The following is a 21,384-nucleotide window of genomic DNA, read 5'->3' on the forward strand; positions in this document are numbered from 1 at the left end:
CGGGCATTGCCCGGCTTTTTGCGTTTGTAAGTAAGGAGAATCATGGAGACACTTGATGGTGTAATTATTGTTGGCTACTTCGCGTTTGTGCTCTTTGCCGCACTGGCGTTCAAACGGTTTACCACTGACTCTTCAGGCTTTATTCGAGGCGGTGGTGCCATGATGTGGTGGATGGCGGGCGCAACGGCTTTTATGACACAATTTTCTGCCTGGACATTTACTGGGGCAGCCGCCAAAGCCTACGAAGATGGTCTTACCGTACTGTTTATTTTCTGGGGCAACGCACTCGGGTTCTTTGTCGCCGCTTGGTACTTTGCTGAGCGATATCGAAAACTGCGCGTTGAAACGGCCATGGAGGTGATTAAGATTCGCTTCGGTCGAAGTTCAGAACAAGTATATACCTGGATTTCATTCCCTTTGACCATATTGTCTGGAGCGATTTGGCTCAATGGCTTGGGGATCTTCGCGTCAGCCGTGTTCAATATCGATTTGATGGTCACCATCATAGGTGTTGGTGTGCTTGTTACCTTTATTGCGGTTAGTGGCGGTTCTTGGACGGTGTCGGCAACGAATGTTATTCAGCTTATCTTGCTAGTGGCGATTACCATGACTGTTGGTGCGTTTGCACTGATTGAAATTGGCGGTCCTATCGAACTTGCTAACGCCTATCCCACAGAAAGTTTTATGGGTCATGACATCAGCTACTGGCAGATTTTTTGGTTGTGGTGCGTGATCATGATGATGAAGCAGACGATGAACACCAACAACGCGCTGTCATGCTATCGTTTTCTGGTGACGACGAATGAGCGAGAAGCTAAAAAAGCAGCGTTTGTGACAGGTGTGCTGTTTATCATTGGACCTGTGATGTGGTTTATTCCGCCTTGGGTTACTGCGGCGATGAACGTGGATTTGATGGCCTATTATCCCAAACTCGCGGAAAGTGCCAATAACGCAGCATACGTCTATTACATCGACCACTATCTCCCGACGGGGATGCTGGGTCTAGTGCTCGCGGCAATGATTGCAGCGACAATAGCGCCGATGACCACGGCACTTAACCGTAACGCGGGTATTTTTGTGCGTAATGTTTATCAGTCGGTCATTAACCCTCAAGCATCCGAGAGCCAGCAACTGACAGTTGGCAAAGTCGCGACGTTAGTAAACGGTGTGCTGTGTGTGTTTGCTGCTTTGCTATTTGCATCGGTCAAAGAGTACAGTTTCTTCGACATTATGATGTTGTTTGGCGCATTGCTACAAACGCCAATCTCAATTCCGTCGTTACTCGCATTTGTCACTTTAAAGACGCCAGATTGGTCTGGATGGGCGACAATTGCGGTTGGCTTATGTGTCTCGGCGTTTATGCAGTTCGTGTTCCAAGTGGATTGGTTGTTGCCGTTGTTTGACGCGGTAAGCTTTACCCACCGCGAAACGGTAGATCTGCAAGTGGCCTCGACCATGTTAGCGCATATCTTTATTACCGGTGGATTCTTTATGTTCACCACTCTGTTCTACCGTGATCCAGTTGGATCGAGAAAGAGTGAGTTGAATCAACTCAAAACCAATCTGGCAACACCGATAAGCAAAGAGGAAGAAGCTCCGGTTGATTATAGGCAAGGCGCGTACCTTGGCCGCATGTGTCAGGTGCTTGGTTTCTTGGTCATGTTAGTCAGTATTACTGCGGACACTTTGCATGGGGCAAGTATCTTCGTTGTGATTGGTGCGCTAATACTGCTCGCTGGTACACACTTATACCGTACCCGAAAAGGAGGAGACGAGCCTTGTGAGCTATCGGCTAGTTAACTCCAGACCGACATAATTTCATAGAAGCCAGCACAGTTGCTGGCTTTTATTTTGTCTATCTTCTTGCTAGCCCACTTTGGTGAACTATAGTTGAAGTTAGCTAAACTTGCACAATATAGCCTAATAGGATCAACATGTTAGCCAAAGAGTGGAGTTAGAAAAGTAAGGTGTTGAAGAGAACTTGGCTTGCCATTAATGCTTTCACTAGAAATGGAGTATCCAGTGAGTAACGAAAAGGACAACCTCAAAAAAGCCCTATCGGAAGCGTTTACCGCGTCGTTGATTCGGTTTTCGACCATAGTGTTTATTGTGATCATGTGTTGGTGGGCATTTGCCCCATTTCTACCGATTCTGTTATGGGCCTTGGTATTAGCCATTGCTCTGTTCCCAGTAAGAAAGTTCTTTGAAAGGAAGTTCAACTGGACATCGAAACGCAGTTCAACCGTGATAGCCTTGGTTGGTGTACTGGTGCTTGGTACACCGGTAGCACTGGTGGGTAACTCGTTAGCAGTCAAAACTTTGCAGACCTACCAGCATTATCAAGATGGTGAGTTACATGTCCCGCCTCCACCTCAAAAGGTCAAAGAGTGGCCTTTGATTGGTGAGGATACTTACCTAGCGTGGAGCGAAGCCGCGCAGGATCTCCCAACCTTTGTTGATAAGCGCCAACCTCAGCTTAAGAATGCATCGGCATGGTTTGTTGATAAAGCGAGTGGTGCCGCCAGCAGTGTTTTCTTGCTGATTGGTGCGGTCATAATCGCAGGGATTATGCTCGCTTGGGCCGAAGACGGGACCAAGGCAATGCGCCGCATATTCACTAGCTTTGCCGACGACGAGAAAGGTCCAGAGTTACACAACTTAACAACCGCAACCATCAGGCAGGTGGCCGTTGGTGTTATCGGGATTGCTTTTCTCACCGCAACCATTTTCGGTGCCGTCATTGCCTTAGCGGGTGTACCAGCAGCTGCGCTACTTACTGTTATCGCTTTGGTGTTTGCCATTACTCAGCTACCTGTCACTATTATCGCCATTGTGGCCGTTGCAATGCTTTGGTCGAACACCGATGGCTCCACGGTTCACAATGCTATTTTTTCAGTATTGATCATTGCTGCGAGCTTGGTCGATAACATCCTTAAGCCTATGGTGCTGGGTAGGGGATTAAGTGTCCCGATGCCAGTGGTGCTCATCGGCGCGATAGGGGGCATGATGTCAGGTGGTATATTAGGCATGTTTATTGGCGCCGCTTTCCTCACTGCGGGCTATCAGGTGTTTATGAAGTGGGTGGAAGCGGAGAACGAGAAAGGTCAACCTAAAGAAAAGGCTAAACTCGAAGACAAAGGGACTTCTGCTACTAGCTGATAACCTCTAGGATATTTCAACCCGTTTCTAGTTCGCTCAAGGCGGGTTTTCTATTTTTAGCGTCTCAAGAATAAGTGACAAGCCCATGTAGCGGGACTTACATTGACAATGGAACACTCTTCGGCAATACCTAAGTAGTTCGCTCAACTATTTTGAGTTTTGGTATTAAGGATGTCTTATGAAAGAGATAACAATGCTTGGACTACTCACTGCGTCGTTATTTTCAGTCTCAGCCAATGCGGAAGTGATTGAAATAGCAACATTTAAACTTAACGAAGGCGTTTCAGTTGAAGAGTTTGCTCCACTCGACAAAGCGGTGGAAATGCAGCATGTCTCGCAGCAGCCTGGTTTCATTTCACGTGAAGCGGCGCATGGTGAAAATGGTGAGTGGCTGGTGGTCGTTCATTGGGAAACCATTGAAGATGCTGACGCCTCGATGAACAGTTTCATGACAGCGGAAGCGGCGAAAGAGTTCATGTCTCATCTTGACGCCAATACGATGAGCATGAAGCGTTACACCAAGTGATCTAGAGGCTCTCTCTGTCGCTACAGGGAGAGCCATTTCTTATCCTGCCCAAAATCTAACCGCCATCACAAAAAACCACAATTATCCGACGATTCTCTCATTTGAGGTTTTTTTGCTTATTTTGTAATACAAGATTATGAGATTATAAATGTGTCAAAAGGTAAGCCTGTGTAAGCAAGAGCTTAGGTAGTACATCTTGCTTTATGGGTGGTTGAACAACTCATAAGTGATGGAACCATGAAGAAAAACTATCTCAAATCCCTACTAGCTTCATCTATCGTCCTTGCAATGACCGGGAGTGCATTCGCAGCGAATTCAACGACAATCAATACACCCGCCCCTGTTTCAGTGGTGGCATCAAGCCATGACGGAAATGCTCCGGAAATGGTGCTTGATGGAAACACGAAAACACGTTGGTCCGCCAATGGTGTCGGTGAGTCGATGACATTCGACTATGGCCAGAGTTTGGCATTTGATGCGGTGAAACTGTCCTTCCACAAAGGCGATAAACGCACGACCAAGTTTGATATCGAAACCAGCCTAGATGGGTCAACTTGGACCAAGGCCGTGGCGGATGGCGAAAGTACAGGTAAATCGCTCAACCTAGAGCGCTTTGATTTTCCAGAAACGACGGCAAGATACATTCGCTATGTCGGCAAAGGTAACAGTAGTAGTGCTTGGAACAGTGTGACTGAGTTTGTCGGTGTGAACTGTAAAACGGACTTTTGTTCAGACCAAGAGCTGCCAAGAGCCGACATTCTAAAACCTGTGCTTATTGAGGCGACTAGCCACGATGGTAATGGCCCTGAGCGCATGTTTGATAATGATTTGAAGACCCGTTGGTCCGCTAATGGTGCCGGTGAAAATGTCACCTACGATTATGGCAGCGTTAATACGTTTGATGCGGTTCGTCTGGCTTTCCATAAAGGTAATGCTCGCTCAACGCTGTTTGATATTGAAGTGAGTGTCGATGGCAAGACGTGGACCAAAGCCTTGGAAGGAGGCGCAAGCTCTGGTGCGGTCAACGGTTATGAGCGTTTTTCTTTCGATCCGGTAGAAGCGCGTTATGTTCGATACGTGGGTAAAGGCAATTCAAAGAGTAGCTGGAACAGTGTGACTGAGTTTGCCGCGTTGAATTGTGCCATTAACTCCTGTCCTACCAATCACATCATCACCGAAGAGGTGATTGCAGCAGAAAAAGCCGCAGAAGCAAAGAAAAAAGCGACAGCGAAAGTGGATGATAAGCGAAAAGATCTTCGCAAGGGTAACTTTGGTGCCGTGGTGGCGCTGCCGTGCGCAACAAGCTGCAAGTGGGATGTACCGTTACAACAACCTGTGCTGCCAGACACGCCAAAAGCGGGCAATAAGCCTGGTGAGAACTTTGACCTAACATCTTGGTATATCTCCATGCCGTTTGACCATGATAAAAACGGCAAACCAGATAATGTTTATGAGTGGGATCTTGCTAACGGCTACGAGCACCCAGAACTGTTTTACACGGCCGATGATGGTGGCCTTGTATTCAAGACCTACATTAAAGGTGCACGTACATCGAAGAACACTAAGTTCGCTCGTACAGAGATGCGCGAGATGCTACGTCAAGGTGATAAGAGTGTTGATACCAAAGGTGTGAATAAGAACAACTGGGTATTTAGCTCTGCACCAATTGAGGATCAAAAAGCCGCAGGCGGCGTTGATGGTGTCCTTGAAGCGACACTGAAGATAGACCACACCACGACAACCGGTGAGCTCAACGAAGTGGGTCGCTTTATTATTGGCCAGATCCACGACAAGGATGATGAGCCTATTCGTCTCTATTACCGCAAACTTCCAAACCAAGACAAAGGTACGGTCTACTTTGCTCATGAAAACACCATCAAAGGGACTGACAAGTACTACAACCTTGTCGGCGATATGACGGGTGTACCAAAAGACGGTGACGGGATCGCGCTTGGGGAAGTGTTCAGCTACCGAATTGCGGTTGTCGGCAACGAAATGACGGTCACGCTAATGCGAGAAGGCAAGCCAGACGCGGTTCAGGTGGTTGACATGAGCGAGAGTGGCTACGACGTTGGCGGTAAATACATGTACTTCAAAGCAGGTGTTTACAACCAAAATATCACGGGTGACCCGGATGATTATGTTCAAGCAACCTTCTATCAGTTGAAGAAGTCACATAATAAGTTTGCAGCGAACTAATATTAGCTAAGCGAACAAAAAACATGAAAGCCAGCGCACGTGTCGCTGGCTTTTTATTGACGAGACAATAAAACGGGTGTTTATCGAAAAGCGAGGCGATTATTTGAGATATATTTGTTCTCTATGATTGCGTCTAGAGAGCATTTCCCAGCGCCTGCCAAGGTGAAGTACAAGAATACAGAGAACAGAGTCCACTGGTATTCAAGACCGCCGTGCAATGAGTTCAATCCAGCAGCAATACCGCCTAGTGTGTAAATTGCCACGCTCATACAAACCAACAGCCCCAGCGAAGCTAGTCGAGTTGCCAACCCAAACATCAAAGCTAGACCTCCTAGGAACTCAGTATAAGCTGCTAAATAGGCACCTAATAATGGGAACGGGACGGCGTTAGCCTCCAGAAATGGCACTAGACCTGCTGGGTTTAGCACTTTACCGAATCCATGATAGGTCATGATGAATCCCACCATCACTCTTAATATCAACTCTAGCTTTCCGTTTTCAGACGTAGCAATGAGTCTTGGGACGATCTGATTAAGCATTCTCGTTTCCTTTTTTGCAGATGAGTTAGTAAAAATATTCGAGGCCAATGACGTGAGTATCGCCAATCGTGCCGCTGTCTCCGCCGTTAGAGAAGCGTCCTTCTGAGAGGGCAAGTAATTTAGGCGTTACATAGTAGTGAATGCCGTAGCCAACGAAGCGTTCGTTCTCTGCGCCCCAGTTTCCGTAGACTTGAGCGTGATGAAGGATGAATTTAAGCTTGCTGCTAAAGGTGTATTCACCCACTACGTCATAGGTGTAATCATTAAGATTGGATGCTTTACCGTGTTCATTTAGATCAGAGCGCGTTAATGTGGCGCCGATATACCACTGACCTTGGCGATAGCTCATGCCAACGTTATGCGTTGCATCGCCTTTGTCCTTGTATAGCTGTCCACCTGCGCCATATAAACCAGCGTTGTGATAGGAGTAACCGATTCCAAATCCATCACCAAAAAAGGGAGAAGCGCCATAGGTGATGGTGAATGCTGAACCATCCGTTGTGAAAGCATCATCACTGTAATCAAAGCTTCGCTCTGATTCCGAGAGCTGCGTCGAAGCAACAAAGGTCCATTTGTCATAGCTGTTTTTATAGAGAAGTGTATCGCTGTTTCGCCATGTTGCTTGAGCCGCGGCAACGTCCTGAAAGCCTAAGTAGGCCATTTTCAAGATTGGAAGGTGAGAGTAGTTCGCTCCCCAATCCTTACCAAACCATAGCGTACCTAGATAACTGTGTTCGACACCCACGTACTCATAGCGTTTACGAAGCTTGCCGTTTTTTATCTCTGTTCCTTCTTTCAAGTCTAAGAAGTTAAGATCGTACTCCATTCTGCCAAAGACACTCCAGTCCTTGGTTACAGGAACGTTTGCCGTTAAGTTCGCGCGCACTTTGGCTTCAATAGGATTTCCCTCTTTTGAGCCTTCGACGAGTGGTCCTCCATTGGTTTGGTAGGCACCAACCAAGCCGTTAAGCGAGACGTAATCCTGAATTTCGAGCGCAAAAAGTTGGCTCGCAGGTAGCAACATAGCTACTGCAAGAGTCTTTTTCATCGTTTTACCTTTTGAATATTTGACCAAAAAAAAGGGGCTGATCAAGCCCCGAAATGCCGTACTAGTTTTTCTCTATGAGAGAAATAAGGGCGCTTTTTAGTTGCGCCTCTTGGTTATCGTCGAGTGTGTTGAGCCACTGACTTTGAATAGTAGTGACAATAGTATTGCCACTTTGATGTACTTCGCGTCCTTTTGACGTGAGTTGAATGAGTTTTACTTTTTGATTGGTTGGATGCGGGATGATTGATACAAGTTCGCGTTTGAGCATGTTGTCGACCATGCGCTTTATGGTACTGCGCTCTCGCATAAGCTTATCTGCTAACACCTGTTGTGGCAGGTGAGTATGGTAGCTGAGTATCTCCAGCGCTTTCTGCATCTCAGTAGTGATATCGTGCGCACTTAAAAGTTGCTCTTGTACCTCATTTCGAAAACGGCGATAGGCAACCCCCATAAGGAAGAATGTCGATTCGTCGAGAAGCGGCGTCGCGAGCGTGTCATCTTTGTATGCCATTAAAATACCTTCAAGCATGAGTTCTTTTCTATCACTAAAGTAGTACCACTAATGCTATGGTCTTTTTGTTGTAGCTACAACAAAAAACGAGTGGATTTCATAGCCTGTTGCAAACTGTATGATTTGGAAATGGATTAAGTGGTTACAGGTATCTAGATGTAATAAGGCAAGGCAATTAGTTAACCAATACCATCTAACAATGATGGTATTGGTGAGAGTATGTCGTTATAGATATAGCTTTGTTTGGTGCACTTTATACAGAAGCACTAGATAGCGTTGTTTTCTCGCTGCCAAGAGTAAAGCTGTCGTAGTCCTTAAGGACATACAATAGGTAACAGGCTGCCAGCATAGGCCAAGCTGCAAAGAAAAGGAGATTGCTCATTGGTTCAAGATACTTAGGGAAAGAGATCAGTGTTGAAATACCATGAAGAACTAGAACAGATAGGTAAGTGATATTTTTCTTATATCCGACGACGAACGCTAGCACAAAAGCGATTTGCAAAGCACCGAGTAAGATAGAAATTCCACTAGAGATATTGAGCCCATAAAACCCAGCGAATACTTTTATGGCATGCTCTGGCACCAGTACCTTGTCTAATGCCCACATAAGAAAGACCAAGCCGATGCTCAGTCTTGTGAGCAACAATCCAATAGCGAGTTGCGTGTTTAATTTTGGTTCAAACGTAGTTGTCATTACTTTTTCCTTTAGGGTTGTGTTACTTCCAACAACACGACCTTAGTAAAGGAAATTTGATTGCAGCAACGAGTGTAAAAATGTGTTTCGGTGATTACTTTGACGCGGTTACTAACGTCAGAAAGTTCTTAATAAATCTATGACTTCGGTGTGTGGGCTTTATTAACCTAGCTGGCCTCTAGAAATTTTTGGTTAACTTTTGTTCAAACGGATATCTTTGCATTTGTAGCACGATGAATTCAGGGAATAGATATTAGTTTTGTGTTTTAACTTTAGTAAAAAATTAACTTCAAGTTACAGGTTGTGACTATGGTCAAAAAATCTGTTACGGTTGTATTTTTCAATTCACCGAATCGTTGACTGTAAAATACTAAGCGGTTACATTCCCGCCAAAATAACTACAAATTGTGTATTGCGGCGAAGACCGCAAATAGCGATTACACCTCCCCTTACAAACCTGAGTCTTTCAGGCATACCCCGTTGTACTGAGACGTCGTTTGATGTCGCAGTGGTTATTAGTATCAGAATATTAGGTGCACCATGAAGAAGTTGCTTTTGGCTACTTTGTGTGGGGTGTTGTCTTTCTCATCTTTAGCTCAACCGCTCAAAGTGGCTGGTAAACCAGATGATGACAAACTCCATCTAACCTTGATTAAAGAGATCATTTCTCGCTCCGAGCAGTACTCTTCCATCGATTATATCTACGCAAAAACTGGCGAACCCGCTGGTACTCGTCTGCTTGCCGATCTTGAAAATGGTACGCTTGACGTCGTTTGGACTGCTACTAGTCAAGAGCTTGAGCAGCGCTTCGATGCCATTCCGTTCCCGATCTATCGTGGCATGTTGGGGATGCGCATTGGACTGGTAAGTAAAGAGCGAGCGAACCAGCTTGAGTCGGTAAAGTCTGTAGGACAATTGCAAAGCCTATCAATTTGTTCAGGCAAAACCTGGCCGGATACTGCCATTATGGAAGCGAACGGTCTATCGATTGCTAAATCGCTCAAATACCCAAACATCTTTGACATGCTGGTGGCAGGCAATCGCTGTGATGCATTTATGCGTGGTGTTATGGAGCCTTGGGCAGAGGTGAAAGCTCACCCTCATCTACCACTGCAGGTGGATAGCAACGTGATGCTTCGCTACAAGATGCCGTACTTCCTGTTTGTGCGTAAGGGCAATGATGCCCTCAAAGAGCATCTGTTTAATATCATGCTCGATATCCACAATGAGGGGCTTTACGAAACTATGTTCTTTGCGGATAACGAAATCAAAGCCGCATTGAAACAGGCAAATTTGGGTGAGCGTGTCATTCTCGATCTCGACAACCCAAATATCACCAGCGCGACCAAAGCGATCCCAGAGCACTTCTTTTTTGACCCGTTAGCAGAGTAATCACGGTAGCACCATGAACAGATTGACAAAAAAAATTATCCTTGTCGTGACGCTAGTCATGACACTTGTGACTGCGATTGCTCTATCAACGCAGTACGTTTTAACCAAGAAGAATGTCGAGGCAGACCTTGCACAGGTCACAGCAGAAATTGAGCAAGAGCTGCAAGTTATCTTGCAAGAGCCGGTTTACGTATACGATAAAGCGCTCATCGGCAGTATCCTTGATGCTTATATCAAAAATGGCACCATCTCGAGTATTGTGGTCCGCGATCAAAATGGTAAAGAGATGAATCAAGTTGGCCAGCAAACGGCTGAGTTTGAATCGCGTATTGAGATTAAATGGGACGGTTTGCCAATTGGTTCAGTATCCCTGGGCTTTAACAGTGAGCAAGCGAGAAGCGAGCTGCAAAGCTCAATGCTGCGTTCACTTATGATGTTTGGCACTTTGTACCTTGTAGTGATTGTGTCACTGGGATACATCATGGATCGCTTGGTCGTTACGCCAATCAAAGGCATGGCGAAAAGCATGAATGACATTGCTGCTGGTGGTGGTGATCTGACGTCTCGCGTTACCGCAACGTCTAATGATGAAGTGAGCGACTTGGCGAAGGCGTTCAACCGTTTTGTAGAGACAGTTCAAGAGATTGTTATCGATACCGCTCGCACGACAGAGAGCCTAAAACAAAACGGTTCTGCTATTACCTCAGTGCGCACTTCAGTGAGTGAGCAAACAGAAAATCAGCTTAAACTCACTCACGAAAGTTTGAGTAAGATTGAGCAGTTTAATCTGGCGACCAGCGAGATTGCAGCGAACACCGAGAATACACTGTTTAAGTCTAATGACGCACTATCATTAGGCGCATCGAGTGAGCAGGCGATCGCTCAAAACGTATCAAACGTTGAGGATTTATCCGTTAACCTAGAGACGGCAGCAGAACGCGCGAACGCGCTTAAGAATCGCAGTGATGATATCGGTCGAGTGGTAGAGGTTATCAAGGCCATTGCTGAGCAGACAAACCTTCTGGCACTCAATGCGGCAATTGAAGCTGCGCGTGCCGGTGAGAGCGGACGTGGCTTTGCGGTAGTAGCGGACGAAGTACGAGCGCTCGCTAGCAAGACTCATGATTCAACGAGCGAAATTGAATCTATTATCGAGAGCCTTCAACAAGAGGCAACCGAGTCCTTCAATGCGACTCAAGAGTCCAAGCAGTTGGTTGAGTTAACTAAGGTGAGCTCTGATGAAGCTCAAGAAGCACTGACTAAGATGATTGAAGCGGTAACAAGCATCAACGCAATGGTGGACTCGGTTGCAAGTGCTTGTGAAGAGCAATCCAATGTAAGTAATACGGTCGCGCAAGACATGCGAGAGCTCGATACTAGCGCCGCTGACATGCGCACTGTTAACGATGAGCTTCAAGTGCTTGCAGAGGCGATTACCTCGAATACCACAGAGCTAGATAGCCAGATTCGTCGCTTTAAGTATTAATCTTCTATTGATACTAAAACGCCTCGTTGAACGATTATGCGACGAGGCGTTTTTATTTGTCTGAAGCAGTAACTTAAGCGATCCTGCCTGCGGCTTTTATTTTGACGTGCACCATGTTGCCCTGAAGGTAACTCAGGGGGATTTCACTGCGCTCGATCACTGACACGCTGTTTGCACACGCACCGGCTTCCATGGCGAGTTGGCAGGCTTCTTTCTCCAGGTCAGCCAGTACCTCTGCTCTTTGGTTAGGCTCGATGGGTACAATCTTGTCTAGCTGACCCGATATCTCACCGAGCGCGACACCAATCGCATTGGCGACTTCAAAGTGTTCTGGACGAACGACAGAGCTGACACCTTCAAATTGATCAGGCATTAGCGCGCTGCCACCGCCAACGAGAATAACTGGCACTTTAGTGGCAGAGGTCTTCATCCGGTCGATGGCATCTTCAACCTTTTCCACCATATGAGCGTATATTTGATTGGCCGTTTCTGATGCCAAATCAATAGACTCTTGCTTTGCCTTACCTGTCCATTCCATCACTTGTTTAGTGAGTGCTACGTCGGTGAGGGTTAACGTGTCTCCACCAAAACTGAGCGCCTTCTGAGTCAGTTCATGACCGACACTTTCAGGACCTAATTGAACATCACCATCGGTGAGCGTCACCTTGGTACCACCACCAATGGCGATGGCCAAGATATCCGGCATGCGAAAGTTAGTACGTACTTCACCAAGCTCGACGGCTACGCTGGATTCGCGAGGATAGCCATGTGTTAGCGCACCGACATCTGAGGTTGTACCGCCGACATCGACCACAATAGCATCATCAAGCTTAGTGAGGTGACTGGCTCCACGAATGGAGTTAGTAGGACCGCACGCTACGGTAAGAATAGGGTACTTAAGCGCGAATTCTTGCGACATTAGCGTTCCGTCGTTTTGCCCGAAATAGGGCGTAACGGCGATGCGGTGCCTCTCTAGTGCGTGACAAAACCCTTCGACAAAGCGCTTTGCTGTACCTTGCAGAGCCGCATTTAAAATAGTGGCGTTCTCACGCTCTAAAATACCCAGACTGCCAACCTTGTGTGAAAGGGAAATATTAACCTCTGGCAGTTCCTCTCTCACCCACTGTTCAACCAATAGTTCTTGGTCACCGTTAACGGGAGAAAACACACCACAAATTGCGATAGAATCAACTTTGCCCTTCATCTTCTGACATAGCTGACGGATCTCTTGCTCATCTACGTCTGCGATTTTTTGACCATCGTACTCATGGCCACCGTGGGCTTGATAGAAATGCTCGCCAAGTAGCGTCTGCCAAGATGCGCTCCAACCACAAAGAGGTGGGACGGCGCTGCCGCTCGGCAGTGCTAGGCGAAGCATGCCTACGTTGTCGAGCCCTCGCTTCTCAACAATGGCATTGGTGCATTGAGTCGTGCCAAGCATGGCATGTTTGACACTCTCACCTGTCAGGTTTGCTTGGCGCAGTAGTTCATCAATGGCGTTGTCGATGCCTGTCGAAATATCGTGTGTTGTGGCGACTTTGACCTTAGAGATAACCTTGAGCGACTCATCCAAAAGGACTCCGTCTGTGTTGGTTCCACCGACATCAATACCGAGGCGATAAATAGCGGTTGTCATAGTCCTGCCTCCATATTTGTACGTTTCGAAAGGCTTTCAATGGCCACATACTCAACGCCATAGCCAAAGTAATCTGGACCAGCGACTTCGATACCCTTAGCGGTGCGCCATTTGGGGTCGCAAGGGTAAGCGATAAGCTCAATTCGCTGTCCGTATCTAAGCTGCTCAGTCGTTATGGGCTGCCCAGTTTCATGGTCTAGGATGCTGATTAAATCGGGCGTGCAAGCTAGGAGCGATTCTTGGCTCATATCACTCGCCTTAGTTCCCTTGTGAGCGAGCAACAGTTCATTTTGGAAATGAACGTAGACGGGATCCGCATTGCTTTCAGAGGCTTTAAGCGGTTCAATGACGACACCGCCAGTTACGAAACCACCGCCGGTATTTCGGTCGATATCGACAATCTTTCCGCTAATAATTCGGTGTCCTTCAACGATGTCCAACACGGCATCGACCGCACTGTCACCGCGAGCATTGGCTTCTCGAATGGCTTTACCTATTTGCATGGCTTTGCTCAGGGTCGCACCAAGTGCGCTGCGTTTGAGCTCTTTGCCATACATAGGGTAATCACACATCGCAGCGGAGCCACCCATTTGCTCAGTGATTGGGCGAGCAAATCGTTCTGACCAAACACCGTCGATAGGGTGCAGGGTCACGACGTTCCCTTTCTCATCAGCAAGCGTGTTGGGCGCGGACGGCAAACCGTCCAAATAAAAGGTCACCATTTGTGACTCTGGGAATGCGCGTCCCATGGCATCACAGTCGATCACTGGGATCCCTTTTTGCGCAGCAATCAAAATTGGGATCAATGAGTTGAAACCGCCAACCTCAATAGGGAAGGTCGCTTCGATACGTTCACCGACCGCTTGTTCCATCGCTTCAAACGCTACCAACATTTGATCTTGGGAGTTGAGTTTCTCAATGGCGACGGTGGGTGCGCCGATCATCGACGAAGGCACTGTCATCCAGTTATCTTTCACCTCATCCAGCGAAATAAGTTCGACAGGCTTTTCCGCATTGGCGATGGCAACTTTTGCCATCAGCGCACCACTGTAGGGATCACCACCCCTCCGGTGCCAAGTACTGTGGCACCTAGGGCAATGTCATCAATCATTTGATCATTGAAAATCACGAACCGCTTCCTTATTTGATACTGACAGCTTTACAAGCACAATGTAGGCAACGAAGGACGCAAGAATACCGTCAATCGCTGAAATACTGGTTAATGAGAATAGGTTGAAGAATTCGCCTGCGGTGCACGCACTCACCGCGCTGCCAAATGCCCAAGCAACCAAGCCTTTTAGCATCCAGTTTGGCGCACTTTGAATACGTTCAAACTCAAGTGCAGACTTATCTAAGAAGTAGTATTGAGCTAGGTAAACACCCGCTGAAGGCGCAATCGTCACACCCAGAAGTGTGAGAAACGCAGTAAACATATCGATCATGCCGAGCTGAGCGATAGCGAGGCCAAGAATGGTCATCATGATGACCAAAATAGGACGCGGCACATTCGGCAACACAACCGACATGCCCAGAGCGCCCGAGACAAGGTTACTGCTGTTGGTCGTCCATTGAGCAAACACCAGAACGATAATCGCTGCCATACCCAAGCCAATGCCGAAGAACACATTGACGAGGTCGTCAGAGCCGGTCATTTGCGTGAGTAGCAGGGCAACCACAATCGTCGCGCTGTTACCAAATAGGAAGCCAAAACCGGCACCGAGAATCGCGTCTTTGCGCGTTTTCGCGTAGCGGGCAATATCAGGAGCCGCGACCGCGGCAAGGATCCAAATCGACATGACATAAGAAATAGCTTCACCCATAGAGAGTGGCGACTCAATAACCTTGTCACCCGCGCTCTGCGCACCTGCCGCCATAAATAGGCCAACAGTAATCAGTGTCACCATGAGTGGTACTGAATAGGCGCTAAGCTTACCGAGCGCTCGGACACCATAGATTGCGGTGATCATCATGAGTACGCCGCCACCAACAAGCGCAGCAAAGTGGGAAACGACGATGTCATACTGCGCAAGCGCATCGACAAGTATGTAGGCGAAAAAGTCCGCTTGAAACGCGAACCAGCCAACAAGAGAAACACCGTTGATGGCACCGAGGACCTTACCACCGTGGCGACCAAAGACAGAGCTACTCATTAATGGTGTTGAGACGCCAGATTGGAAACCAATATTAGCGCAAAGCATGGCAAGTACGGCGAGAATGGCAGAGCCTGCGAACGTCGCAAATAGGGCGTCGTGAATGGTAAGGCCGGTACTCAGAAACGCACCCAAGAACAGACCAGAGATATCAATACCAATTGCAAGCCAGATCAGACTGATGACGTACCACGAGCGTTTTGCCTTCTCGGGTACGGGCTCTAACTCAAAGTCATCAATCTTCCGTGTTGTTTGTGTGTTCGCCATCCTAAGCTCCTAAATAATTATCCATAAAGTTCACATAAAAAAAGTTAGCAGCTTGTTACATACAAATAAATACATATTATTAGATACAAACATTCGTTTTTGGTTATGTATTAAATTATGGCTATTCATATTGAGAAACTGGACAAGCGCGACCTGAGACGATTAGAGATATTCTGTGAGATCGTTGAGCAGGGCGGCATCAGCAATGCTACCGTAAGTACTGGGCTGAGTCAGCCTGTGCTGAGTAATCAGTTAATAGAACTCGAAAAGAGCTTGGGCGTGACGCTTTGTAAGCGTGGTCGAAGTGGTTTTGATTTAACAAGTGAAGGACACACTGTGTATGGTTATGCAAATGAGCTGAGTAATGTACTTAGTGATTTTGCCTTTAAATTGAAGGGCGTACAGTCAAAACTGACGGGGCAGGTGCGCGTTGGTATTCTCGACAATACCATTACGCTTCCAAGCAATCCGGTTCCGACCGCTATCGAAAACTTTTATAAGCTGAGCGACAGTGTGGAGCTCACGCTCGAAGTCGGCGATTACACTTTGCTTAATGAAAAGCTGGCGAAAGGACAGCTGGACATGATGATCGTCGTTCTCGCCGAACATCAACTGGATGCCTTTAGTCATGCTGAGTTTCTGTTCACTGAAAAGAGTTATCTCTTTGCCCGCGAAGACGTTGCAAAGGAAATTGAAACTCGCAATCACTCGCTTGAAGGACGACGTATTAACATTGGTGGCTACGCCTCTGAGGTAATGCGTAAGCTTTTGAATGTTGAGCAGTACCAACAACTAAAGCTCATCGATGGCTGGAATGTTGAATCTGGCGCTTTGCTTGCGATGGCGGGTACGCATTTGAGCTTTCTCCCTAGTCATCTTATTGAAAGCAACCGCTCTCAACAGGCGCTGGTGGCAGTGAACCCAGAACAGTGGTGGTTTACGAGTGACTTTTCGGTTGTATTAAAGGGAGCAAAGACCGCGTTATCGCCTGCTGCGTTGGCGTTTTATGATTGCTTAGTGGCCAGTAATAACAGTCAAAGGCTCTGACTGTTATTACTGGATTTTATCACCGCTCTTAACGACGCGACGACTTAAATCACAAGGCACAATACTTACGATGCTTTGAGTAGCGCTTCTCTTCTTGCCTGACGAGCTTTCTCCACAACATAGGTCACCATGTCGTCTTCATTGACGATATCCGCAATGTTGATTGGTGTGGTGTCGGTGATGGGTGTGCTGTTTAGGATTTTATCTGCGCGTCGATAGATGTGAACAACACGCTCTGCAACGGCTTCCATTGGATCGATGAAGTAGATCTCTGGGAAGTTTTTCTCAAGCGCAGGGCGTACTAATGGCAGTTCAGTGCAGCCAAGGATCACGGTATTCACACCTTGAGTTTTTAGAGACTCAATGGCTTTGCTGAGAAGTTCAGCGTTTTTGTCCAGTTCGCCCGCTTTGATGCCGCATTTTTCGCGAATGTCTTGGCCACTTGGGGTTTTCTCACCGGTTTTGTGTCCGTAGATTGCACTGTGAACGTAGTTCTCTTGCTCTTCAGTGTTAGGTTTGAAGTAGGTGATCTTGTCTTCAGTTAAATAGCGATCGTAGATCCCAGAGTTGTAGGTGCCGGTAGTGCAAAGTACCCCAACCACGGCTTGCGGGTTTTGCGCTTGGATCTTTTCAGTAGTTGCTTTAAGCATGTCCACTAAATAGACGCTGGTCTGTTTTTGAACTTCAGGGCGGAAGTGGTGCGCAGTGTTGCAAGGCATTACTGCAAACTCAACGTGGTTCAACTCCATGATCTGTGCTGAGCGAACCATCTCAGGGACAGGATCTGGCCCACCTTCGTTGATGGCTTCAGAGCGATCCGGAATATCAGAGTTGTTGATCACAACCAAGCTCATGTGCTCTTGGTCGCTTTGCGCACCTTGTTTGTTTTCTTCACGTGCGATGATGTCTTGAAATAGCGCATCGGCTTGCGGTCCCATGTTTCCCATGATGCCAAAAATTACATCTTTCATTGTTAGTCCTCGAAAGTAGATTCAATAAGTAGTGAGGAAAAACTACGGGAGAATGGCTTTGGAGACGAATCGCTTTTGATGGGTGGAATCCTCCTCTGTAGATTAGCTTATTCAATATCATGTATATTTTTTGTTCGACTTGAAGTGCCGACAGCGGTAAGGTTGAGAGATATATGTGCTTCAGAGCATACGTTTGAAAAACAGGTTACACGCAAGGAGGACAAAAAATGGAATGGAGTTTATGGTTGGCGTATGTGGGCGTGATTGCGGTGTTAATCTCATCACCCGGTCCTTCGGCGATGCTGTGCATTGCACACGGCGTTAAATATGGGAAATCCAGTGCCCTTGCAACTGTGTTTGGCGGGACGTTCGCGTCGCTAACCTTGATGTTCCTCTCTGCTGTTGGTTTGGGCGCTATATTGGCAGCATCGTCGGAAGTCTTTTTGCTATTGAAAATCTTTGGCGCGCTCTATCTTGTTTATCTTGGATACCAGACTTGGAGAGACACAGGGACTGAGTCGGTGTTGAGTGCAGATTCCAAGCAAGAAAAAGTCGCGTTTACCCAGCGTGGAATTCTCAAGAAAGCCTATATGGTGGGTATCAGCAATCCTAAAGACCTGCTGTTTTTTACCGCACTGTTTCCCAACTTTATTAACGTGAATGCGCCTCAGCTTAGCCAGTTTGTTGTGCTCGCTCTGACATGGGTTGTGATCGATACCTTGATCATGTTGGTGTATGCAAGGCTTGGCGCTAAGGTTAACCCCTGGCTATCGAGTAAGAAAAACATCAAGCGCTTTAACAAGGTGATGGGGGGCTTCTTTATGTCTGCTGGTGGTGCGCTGTTTGCTTCGAGCACCAAATAACTCACTCAATCCCAAGACACGGAGTAAGCCGCTGCTGCTTGCTCCGCACCATCATTAATACCATTACCTTTTCTTGCTAATCGCACCAAGTGATCCTACTTTCGAGTTACCACCTATACTGTTCAGAGCCTCACCAAACTCAACAGTAAGGAAAATCACAATGAAAGCGATGGTAGTCAATAGTTATGGTGGTCCCGATGCGTTTGAAGTGGCGGATGTCGCCAAGCCCGACATTCAGTCAGGGCAAGTCCTCGTCAAGGTTGCAGCCTCTAGCGTCAACACGGTCGATACAATGATACGCGAACTCGGTGAGGCGCTTCCATTCTCTCCAGCTACCCCTGCGATCTTGGGTATGGACTTCGCGGGAACCGTAGAAGCTGTTGCTGATGATGTGACTGACTTTCAGGTTGGTGATGAAGTGTATGGCTGCGCGGGTGGCTTAGGCGCTCTTCAAGGTTCATTAGCGGAATACATGCCCGCTGACCAGAGGCTAATCGCTCACAAGCCGAGTAACTTATCTATGAAAGAGGCCGCCGCACTGCCTCTGGTTGCCATCACCGCTTATGAGGGCTTAACGCGTGCCAATACTAAAGCTGGGGATAAGGTACTGGTACATGGTGGCGCTGGTGGGGTAGGACATATCGCGATTCAAATTGCTAAAGCGATGGGCGCAGACGTCAGTGCCACGATTGGGCGTGATGAACATGTCCCACTGATGAACTTGATCGGCGCGTCAGTGATCAACTATAAAACTGATAAAGTTGAAGACTATGTCGCCAAATATACGGGTGGCGCTGGGTTTGATGTGGTCTTTGATTCAGTCGGTGGTGAGAACATGCTGAAGTCATTTGAAGCGGCGAAGTTGAACGGTCATGTAGCCTCTACCGTATCCTTGCTGTCGCTCGATCTTTCTTTGGTACATATGAAGGGATTATCGCTGCATGTGGTGTTTATGCTGATTCAAATGATTCACGGCGTACGCCAACAGGAGCATCAAGATATTCTTAAAGAAGTCGCTAAGTTAGCCGAATCTGGACAGTTATCTCCGGTGTTGGATGATGTTGAGTTTACACTGGAAGATATCGGCAAGGCGCATGAGAGATTGTCAGCAGGCAAAGCCACTGGCAAGGTAGTTGTTGAAATCTAGATAAGTGTCCGCCCCGCTATGAATGAACATACCGGAGCGGGCTATCAGTCATTAGTCCAAAATTGAACGGATGTAAGCTTCGATCTCTGGAGACTGGTTATTCTCGAAGAAACACTGCTGGAAGCGCTCGCCGCTGACTGCTGTCTTAACCAGTTCTGGCTCGATAGCTTTTAGTGTATCAAGGTAGTTTTCTTTCACTACTGCTGCTTTAACATCGTTAAGCAATCCTGCATTGCGCTGCTGTGGCTCAGCACGCTCTAGTGGGTAGCCTTGACCGCGTTCACCAGTCGTAAATGCCTTCTCAAAAATATAGCGAACATTGAGCTCTGCACCCCAGCCGTAACCTTTCGCGAAGGCAAGAGACAGGGCGTTACCGTTGTTGATTTGGTTAAACAGGAAAGCATCAGACGGCTCTAGGCAGTATCCGCAGACAACTCCTGGGTGGATGTTCAGAGACATCATTGCACCTTGTCCAGTGCCGCAACCCGTTACAACAAAATCGACCGCTTTAGAGTTGATAAGAACGCTGGCCATGATACCTAGGTGAATATAAGTAAGGTGGTGGTCATTCTCATCGCTCATGCCCACATTGAATACAGTATCGTCTTGCGTGCGCGCAACTTGCTCAAGTTCGTTAAGTACAACCGCGTTTTTCCCCGCTTGGCTGTTCTCCATCATTAGTGCAATTTTCATTTGGATCTCCAGGTTAAATTTGTTGTCGGTGCTATCAGCGAGCGAGCCAGCCGCCATCCACAGCGAGGGTGTAGCCGTTCACATAATCAGAAGCGGGTGAGGCTAAGAATACGCATGGCGCAGCTAGGTCTTCTGGTGTTCCCCAACGCCCAGCTGGAATGCGCGCTAGGATCTCTTGATTACGAGTTTCGTCGGCACGCAGAGCCTCTGTGTTGTTGGTTTCCATGTAGCCAGGTGCAATAGCATTAACGTTAATACCGTGCTTAGCCCACTCGTTTGCCATTAGGCGTGTCACACCCATGATGCCGCTTTTTGAAGCGGTATAAGAAGGCACGCGGATCCCGCCTTGGAATGACAGCATGGACGCGATGTTGATGATCTTGCCGCCTTCGCCTTGTGCGATAAATTGTTTTGCAACGGCTTGAGATAAAAAGAAGACGGTTTTGGCGTTCACATCCATCACGTCGTCCCAATCTTTTTCAGTAAATTCAATGGCATCGGCGCGGCGAATAATGCCAGCGTTGTTGACAAGGATGTCGATGCGACCGAACGTTTCGATCGTTTTCTCAACTATCGATGGAATATCCTGAGTGGTCATGAGATCTGCTCGAATATCGAGAAACTGACGACCTAACGCTGTGACCTTCGATTCCGTCTCGGTTGGCGCAGAGCGGTTTACTGCCACAATATTACAGCCAGCTTCTGCTAGACCGACCGCAATCCCTTGACCGAGCCCCGTGTTACAGCCAGTGACGATAGCCACTTTCCCTTCTAGATTGAATGCATTGAGAATCATAGTCTGCGTCCCGTTACGCGAATCGATGAATGACTTTATCTAGTCATAATGTATGACATATGACGTTAACTCTATATGACAAATACGTCCTAATCAACAAATTTGAAATGCGGTTTTAAATTTGTTTGATCTCATTCACGTAATCCCCAAACGCGCTCACGATAACGAATCTTTGCATAACAACTATAGGTGCTGTGCCGTACCATTCGATAATTGTGGGTATGGATGCCGGTGAATTTTTCTCCATCGAAAAGAAGCAG

Annotated in this window: 18 protein-coding genes and 2 pseudogenes; 10 read left to right on the forward strand and 10 right to left on the reverse strand. The window is 47.3% G+C overall.

The features are described from left to right. Positions 1–42 precede the first annotated feature (42 nt). The 5 genes and pseudogenes from AC6I8Y_RS23615 (at position 43) to AC6I8Y_RS23635 (ending at position 5,884) form a co-directional block, all read left to right on the forward strand. Positions 43–1,800, forward strand: coding sequence for a sodium:solute symporter family transporter (locus tag AC6I8Y_RS23615; RefSeq protein WP_498021941.1), 1,758 nt, complete (start codon positions 43–45; stop codon positions 1,798–1,800). 222 nt (positions 1,801–2,022) lie between these two features. Further along, positions 2,023–3,159, forward strand: coding sequence for an AI-2E family transporter (locus tag AC6I8Y_RS23620; protein ID WP_498021942.1), 1,137 nt, complete (start codon positions 2,023–2,025; stop codon positions 3,157–3,159). A gap of 178 nt (positions 3,160–3,337) precedes the next feature. Then, positions 3,338–3,685 (forward strand): antibiotic biosynthesis monooxygenase family protein, encoded by a 348-nt coding sequence (locus tag AC6I8Y_RS23625; RefSeq protein WP_446570046.1) that lies wholly within the window; start codon positions 3,338–3,340, stop codon positions 3,683–3,685. Positions 3,686–4,069: 384 nt separating this feature from the next. Further along, positions 4,070–4,324 (forward strand): annotated as a pseudogene (locus AC6I8Y_RS23630) (discoidin domain-containing protein); the annotation flags it as partial. Positions 4,325–4,390: 66 nt separating this feature from the next. Next, on the forward strand, positions 4,391–5,884 hold the full coding sequence (locus tag AC6I8Y_RS23635) for a polysaccharide lyase family 7 protein (RefSeq protein ID WP_498023108.1): 1,494 nt from the start codon (positions 4,391–4,393) through the stop codon (positions 5,882–5,884). 80 nt (positions 5,885–5,964) lie between these two features. Here the strand turns inward: AC6I8Y_RS23635 and AC6I8Y_RS23640 are convergent, their stop codons facing one another. The 4 genes from AC6I8Y_RS23640 to AC6I8Y_RS23655 all read right to left on the reverse strand — a co-directional run bounded on the left by AC6I8Y_RS23640 (position 5,965) and on the right by AC6I8Y_RS23655 (position 8,676). Further along, complete coding sequence (locus tag AC6I8Y_RS23640; RefSeq protein ID WP_498021943.1) at positions 5,965–6,423, reverse strand: DoxX family protein; 459 nt, start codon at positions 6,421–6,423, stop codon at positions 5,965–5,967. Between the two features lie 25 nt (positions 6,424–6,448). Then, positions 6,449–7,471, reverse strand: coding sequence for a porin (locus AC6I8Y_RS23645; protein WP_498021945.1), 1,023 nt, complete (start codon positions 7,469–7,471; stop codon positions 6,449–6,451). Between the two features lie 61 nt (positions 7,472–7,532). Next, positions 7,533–7,982, reverse strand: coding sequence for a MarR family winged helix-turn-helix transcriptional regulator (locus AC6I8Y_RS23650; protein ID WP_234497466.1), 450 nt, complete (start codon positions 7,980–7,982; stop codon positions 7,533–7,535). A 253-nt stretch (positions 7,983–8,235) separates the two neighbouring features. Further along, positions 8,236–8,676: a hypothetical protein gene (locus AC6I8Y_RS23655; protein WP_498021946.1), complete on the reverse strand. Its 441-nt coding sequence runs from the start codon at positions 8,674–8,676 to the stop codon at positions 8,236–8,238. Positions 8,677–9,216: 540 nt separating this feature from the next. On the opposite strand from AC6I8Y_RS23655, the gene AC6I8Y_RS23660 reads away from it, so the two are divergent. Both AC6I8Y_RS23660 and AC6I8Y_RS23665 read left to right on the forward strand, forming a co-directional pair. Next, positions 9,217–10,068 carry a transporter substrate-binding domain-containing protein gene (locus tag AC6I8Y_RS23660; protein ID WP_394149941.1) on the forward strand — a complete coding sequence of 284 codons (852 nt, stop codon included), beginning with the start codon at positions 9,217–9,219 and terminating at the stop codon, positions 10,066–10,068. Positions 10,069–10,081: 13 nt separating this feature from the next. Then, positions 10,082–11,554 carry a methyl-accepting chemotaxis protein gene (locus AC6I8Y_RS23665; protein WP_498021948.1) on the forward strand — a complete coding sequence of 491 codons (1,473 nt, stop codon included), beginning with the start codon at positions 10,082–10,084 and terminating at the stop codon, positions 11,552–11,554. Between the two features lie 73 nt (positions 11,555–11,627). Here AC6I8Y_RS23665 and AC6I8Y_RS23670 read toward each other — a convergent pair whose 3' ends face one another. The 3 genes and pseudogenes from AC6I8Y_RS23670 to AC6I8Y_RS23680 all read right to left on the reverse strand — a co-directional run bounded on the left by AC6I8Y_RS23670 (position 11,628) and on the right by AC6I8Y_RS23680 (position 15,607). After that, positions 11,628–13,190, reverse strand: a complete 1,563-nt coding sequence (locus AC6I8Y_RS23670; RefSeq protein ID WP_498021950.1) for a hydantoinase/oxoprolinase N-terminal domain-containing protein — start codon at positions 13,188–13,190, stop codon at positions 11,628–11,630. Further along, a pseudogene (locus AC6I8Y_RS23675) lies at positions 13,187–14,319 on the reverse strand (S-methyl thiohydantoin desulfurase family protein). Before AC6I8Y_RS23675 ends, AC6I8Y_RS23670 begins: the two are co-directional and overlap by 4 nt. Beyond that, on the reverse strand, positions 14,306–15,607 hold the full coding sequence (locus tag AC6I8Y_RS23680; protein ID WP_498021952.1) for a cytosine permease: 1,302 nt from the start codon (positions 15,605–15,607) through the stop codon (positions 14,306–14,308). Before AC6I8Y_RS23680 ends, AC6I8Y_RS23675 begins: the two are co-directional and overlap by 14 nt. A 117-nt stretch (positions 15,608–15,724) precedes the next feature. Here AC6I8Y_RS23680 and AC6I8Y_RS23685 point away from each other — a divergent pair, with 117 nt between their 5' ends. After that, complete coding sequence (locus AC6I8Y_RS23685; protein ID WP_394149947.1) at positions 15,725–16,654, forward strand: LysR family transcriptional regulator; 930 nt, start codon at positions 15,725–15,727, stop codon at positions 16,652–16,654. A 65-nt stretch (positions 16,655–16,719) separates the two neighbouring features. On the opposite strand, the gene AC6I8Y_RS23690 is transcribed toward AC6I8Y_RS23685, so the two are convergent. Further along, positions 16,720–17,625, reverse strand: a complete 906-nt coding sequence (locus AC6I8Y_RS23690) for an aspartate/glutamate racemase family protein (protein WP_394149948.1) — start codon at positions 17,623–17,625, stop codon at positions 16,720–16,722. A gap of 227 nt (positions 17,626–17,852) precedes the next feature. Between AC6I8Y_RS23690 and AC6I8Y_RS23695 the strand changes: the two genes are divergently transcribed. Together AC6I8Y_RS23695 and AC6I8Y_RS23700 are read left to right on the forward strand one after the other, a co-directional pair. Next, positions 17,853–18,488, forward strand: a complete 636-nt coding sequence (locus AC6I8Y_RS23695) for a LysE family translocator (RefSeq protein WP_394149949.1) — start codon at positions 17,853–17,855, stop codon at positions 18,486–18,488. 160 nt (positions 18,489–18,648) lie between these two features. Beyond that, complete coding sequence (locus tag AC6I8Y_RS23700; protein ID WP_498021954.1) at positions 18,649–19,635, forward strand: zinc-dependent alcohol dehydrogenase family protein; 987 nt, start codon at positions 18,649–18,651, stop codon at positions 19,633–19,635. 51 nt (positions 19,636–19,686) lie between these two features. Here the strand turns inward: AC6I8Y_RS23700 and AC6I8Y_RS23705 are convergent, their stop codons facing one another. Further along, positions 19,687–20,328 (reverse strand): RpiB/LacA/LacB family sugar-phosphate isomerase, encoded by a 642-nt coding sequence (locus tag AC6I8Y_RS23705; RefSeq protein ID WP_394149951.1) that lies wholly within the window; start codon positions 20,326–20,328, stop codon positions 19,687–19,689. A 34-nt stretch (positions 20,329–20,362) separates the two neighbouring features. Then, on the reverse strand, positions 20,363–21,124 hold the full coding sequence (kduD, locus tag AC6I8Y_RS23710) for a 2-dehydro-3-deoxy-D-gluconate 5-dehydrogenase KduD (protein ID WP_252016196.1): 762 nt from the start codon (positions 21,122–21,124) through the stop codon (positions 20,363–20,365). Positions 21,125–21,384 lie beyond the last annotated feature (260 nt).

Source organism: Vibrio sp. KUL78 (assembly GCF_059725505.1).

Bases quoted from the DNA above. Each gene is read 5' to 3' on its own strand.
- AC6I8Y_RS23615 (WP_498021941.1), top strand. From the start codon at position 43: ATGGAGACACTTGATGGTGTAATTATTGTTGGCTACTTCGCGTTTGTG.
- AC6I8Y_RS23625 (WP_446570046.1), top strand. From the start codon at position 3,338: ATGAAAGAGATAACAATGCTTGGACTACTCACTGCGTCGTTATTTTCA.
- AC6I8Y_RS23640 (WP_498021943.1), bottom strand. From the start codon at position 6,423: ATGCTTAATCAGATCGTCCCAAGACTCATTGCTACGTCTGAAAACGGA.
- AC6I8Y_RS23645 (WP_498021945.1), bottom strand. From the start codon at position 7,471: ATGAAAAAGACTCTTGCAGTAGCTATGTTGCTACCTGCGAGCCAACTT.
- AC6I8Y_RS23650 (WP_234497466.1), bottom strand. From the start codon at position 7,982: ATGGCATACAAAGATGACACGCTCGCGACGCCGCTTCTCGACGAATCG.
- AC6I8Y_RS23655 (WP_498021946.1), bottom strand. From the start codon at position 8,676: ATGACAACTACGTTTGAACCAAAATTAAACACGCAACTCGCTATTGGA.
- AC6I8Y_RS23660 (WP_394149941.1), top strand. From the start codon at position 9,217: ATGAAGAAGTTGCTTTTGGCTACTTTGTGTGGGGTGTTGTCTTTCTCA.
- AC6I8Y_RS23665 (WP_498021948.1), top strand. From the start codon at position 10,082: ATGAACAGATTGACAAAAAAAATTATCCTTGTCGTGACGCTAGTCATG.
- AC6I8Y_RS23670 (WP_498021950.1), bottom strand. From the start codon at position 13,190: ATGACAACCGCTATTTATCGCCTCGGTATTGATGTCGGTGGAACCAAC.
- AC6I8Y_RS23680 (WP_498021952.1), bottom strand. From the start codon at position 15,607: ATGGCGAACACACAAACAACACGGAAGATTGATGACTTTGAGTTAGAG.
- AC6I8Y_RS23685 (WP_394149947.1), top strand. From the start codon at position 15,725: ATGGCTATTCATATTGAGAAACTGGACAAGCGCGACCTGAGACGATTA.
- AC6I8Y_RS23690 (WP_394149948.1), bottom strand. From the start codon at position 17,625: ATGAAAGATGTAATTTTTGGCATCATGGGAAACATGGGACCGCAAGCC.
- AC6I8Y_RS23695 (WP_394149949.1), top strand. From the start codon at position 17,853: ATGGAATGGAGTTTATGGTTGGCGTATGTGGGCGTGATTGCGGTGTTA.
- AC6I8Y_RS23700 (WP_498021954.1), top strand. From the start codon at position 18,649: ATGAAAGCGATGGTAGTCAATAGTTATGGTGGTCCCGATGCGTTTGAA.
- AC6I8Y_RS23705 (WP_394149951.1), bottom strand. From the start codon at position 20,328: ATGAAAATTGCACTAATGATGGAGAACAGCCAAGCGGGGAAAAACGCG.
- kduD (WP_252016196.1), bottom strand. From the start codon at position 21,124: ATGATTCTCAATGCATTCAATCTAGAAGGGAAAGTGGCTATCGTCACT.